The sequence below is a fragment of the Aeromonas sp. ZOR0002 genome (assembly GCF_963866995.1).
Classification (GTDB): Bacteria; Pseudomonadota; Gammaproteobacteria; order Enterobacterales; family Aeromonadaceae; genus Aeromonas; species Aeromonas caviae.
Genome location: NZ_CAWMFQ010000361.1, coordinates 1 through 2708 on the forward strand (window position 1 = coordinate 1; position 2708 = coordinate 2708).

General features: G+C 64.1%; 3 protein-coding genes. 1 reads left to right on the top strand and 2 read right to left on the bottom strand.

Going from position 1 to position 2708, the window contains the following annotated elements; all coding sequences use genetic code 11:
• Both AACR77_RS19280 and aguA read right to left on the bottom strand, forming a co-directional pair.
• A partial coding sequence (locus AACR77_RS19280) for an amidase (protein ID WP_042883338.1) occupies positions 1 to 932 on the bottom strand: 932 nt, incomplete at its 3' end.
• A 269-nt stretch (positions 933 to 1201) separates the two neighbouring features.
• A complete protein-coding gene (gene aguA / locus AACR77_RS19285; protein WP_042883341.1) occupies positions 1202 to 2299 on the bottom strand; it encodes an agmatine deiminase in 1098 nt (365 codons plus the stop codon).
• Between the two features lie 145 nt (positions 2300 to 2444).
• Between aguA and AACR77_RS19290 the strand changes: the two genes are divergently transcribed.
• The coding region (locus AACR77_RS19290; RefSeq protein WP_231563284.1) for a helix-turn-helix domain-containing protein at positions 2445 to 2708 on the top strand (264 nt) is incomplete at its 3' end.

A 2708-nucleotide genomic window follows, 5' to 3' on the forward strand; every position in this document is an offset into this window, starting at 1 on the left:
TGACCGGTCGGGCCGCCGATGCCGGGATTGTCGCTGGTGCCGGCCAGTTCATCCTTGTTGATAAACATGCGCGGCACGCCGAGGCGCTTGCCCTTGAGGGCATCGCCCTTGGCAGCCAGCTCCAGATAGGAAGCCGGACGCACTTCGGAGGCCTTGGGCAGTTGCACCCAGGGCTGCATGCGCCACAGATCGCCACGAGTCTCGGCATCGTCGGCGACGACCACATCCAGCACTTCCAAAAGGTCTGCCATGGTGCGGGCATAGGGCACGACGACGTCCATGGTCGGGGTCAGGGGCCAGTTGCCGCGCACCGAAATCACGCCCCGGGACGGGGTATAGGCACACAGGCCGTTGTTGGACGCAGGGCCCCGGCCGCTCGACCAGGTCTCTTCCGCCAGACCAAAGGCGGCGAAGCTCGCGGCGGTGGCAGTACCGGCCCCGTTGGAGGAGCCCGAGGCAAAGGGCGCGGTCAGGTAGTCGGCGTTGTAGGGACTCTCGGCGCGGCCATAGACGCCGCGCTGCATGCCGCCATTGGCCATGGGGGGCATATTGGTCTTGCCAAGGCAGATGGCGCCGGCGGCGCGCAGGCGCTCGACGGTAAAGGCATCGCGCTGGGCCACCAGATCCTTGAAGGCCGGGCTGCCGGAGGCGGCGGTCAGCCCCTTGACCAGATAGCTGTCTTTGGCGGTGTAGGGGATGCCGTCGAGCGGCCCCAGGGTTTCCCCACGGGCGCGGCGCGCATCGGAAGCCTCGGCCTCTTTCAGGGCATCGGGGTTGGGCACCACGACGGCATTGAGGCGGGTTGCTGTCTCGGGGCCGTCATAGGCGGCGATCCGGGCCTGATAGGCCTCGACCAGTTCGACCGCGGTGGTGCGGCCTGATTCGAGCGCATCGCGCAGCTCGGCAATGGAAACCTCGGTCACTTCGATCATGGGGATCTCCTGTAAAAGGGTGACTGTTTGTCATGATGATCGCCGCATCGGCGCCTGCGACCATCACATTATCAAGAGATAAAACCCCACGGCGTGGGGTTTTGAATACTAACTAGAACCGGTTTACGACCCGTCGCGAGAGGCCGGAAGCTCAGTGAAAAGCAGCGCAGGAACCGGAGCGTATAAACATACGTGAGTCCTCGGTCTCACATAAGCGAGCAGCACATGAGCCTTGATCACGGCCTCGCAGCAGGATCGTCATCCGGTTCTTATTTGCCGGAGGGGATCTGCTGAGTAATGCAGTGGATATTTCCACCCCCCAGCAGGATCTCCCGGGCCGGCACGCCGACCACGGTGTGCTCCGGGAAGATCTCTTCCAGAATGCGCTGGGCTTCACCATCGGTGGCGGCATCCAGCAGCGGATAGACGATGCGATCGTTGGTGATGAGGAAGTTCACGTAGGAGCCGGCCAGACGACCTTCTGCCTCGCGCGGCACACCGCTGCCGCTCTCGACGCCGGCAGACTCTTCCTGGGTGCAGTAGAGCGGGCCCGGCTGGGGCAGCTTCCACACTTTCAGCTTGCGCCCCTTGGCATCCACCGCCGCTTCCAGCACCTGGAGGGCGGCCAGGGAGCGGGCGTACTGGGGATCGTTCTCGTCATCGGTCCAGTGCAGGGCCACTTCACCCGGGCGCACGAAGCAGCACATGTTGTCGATGTGGCCGTCGGTCTCGTCCATGTAGACCCCTTCGTCCAGCCAGATAACGCTCTTCACACCCAGATAGTCGCGCAAGTGCGCTTCGATCTGCGCTTTGGTCAGGTGCGGGTTGCGGTTTTCGTTGAGCAGGCACTCGGCGGTAGTCAGGCAGGTGCCTTCGCCATCCACATGGATGGAGCCCCCTTCCAGAATGAGCGGCGCGTCGTAACGATCCATGCCGTGCTGTTCCAGCATCCGGGCAGCGACCTCTTCATCCTGGTTCCACGGGTAGTAGAGACCGCCCTTGTGGCCGCCCCAGGCGTTGAAGCCCCAATCCACCCCGCGGCACTCGCCGGCGGCGTTGGTGACGATGGTGGGGCCAGTGTCGCGGGCCCAGCAGTCATCGCTGGCCATCTCCACCAGGGTAACGTGGGCGGGCATGATGCCACGGGCCTGCTCCATAAACTGGGCCGGCACCCCCATAAAGACCGGCGTCGCGCCACCGATGGCATCGGCCACCTTGGCGAAGGTGGCCTGGGCGAAGCGACCGGCTTCCCGCCAGTTGTCCGGGCGGAACGGCCAGATCATCCAGACGGCCTGCTGGTGAGCCCACTCGGCGGGCATGGTGAAGCCGTCGGCGGCCGGCGTGGAATTCATGGTCTTGATGCTCATCGCAAGGCTCCTTGCATGGATTGAGGCTCCCGATTTGCCTGGGAACCCTGAAAAAATAAGAGTGGGTCGCAGTGTAAGAAGTTGCGCGCCCATCCATCAAATGAATAGGATTAATTGTCCCATAAACACGGCGAATAATCCCCCCATGAAACTGCACCAGCTCGACCTCAATCTGCTGCTCGCCTTTGACGCTCTGATGACGCAAGGGAGCGTGACCCGCGCCGCCGAATCGCTCTTTATCAGCCAGCCCGCCATGAGCCACTCCCTCGGCCGGTTGCGGGCCTTTCTCGGCGACCCGCTGCTGGTGCGCACGCCCCAGGGGATGTTGCCGACTCCCCGGGCGCAGCGCCTGCATCTGGGGGTGCAGCAGGCGCTGCGGCTGCTGGAGCAGCAACTCTGGGAGGAGGAC

What these genes read in the sequence shown, in the direction of transcription:
- aguA (WP_042883341.1), bottom strand. Translation starts at nt 2,299, where the DNA reads ATGAGCATCAAGACCATGAATTCCACGCCGGCCGCCGACGGCTTCACC.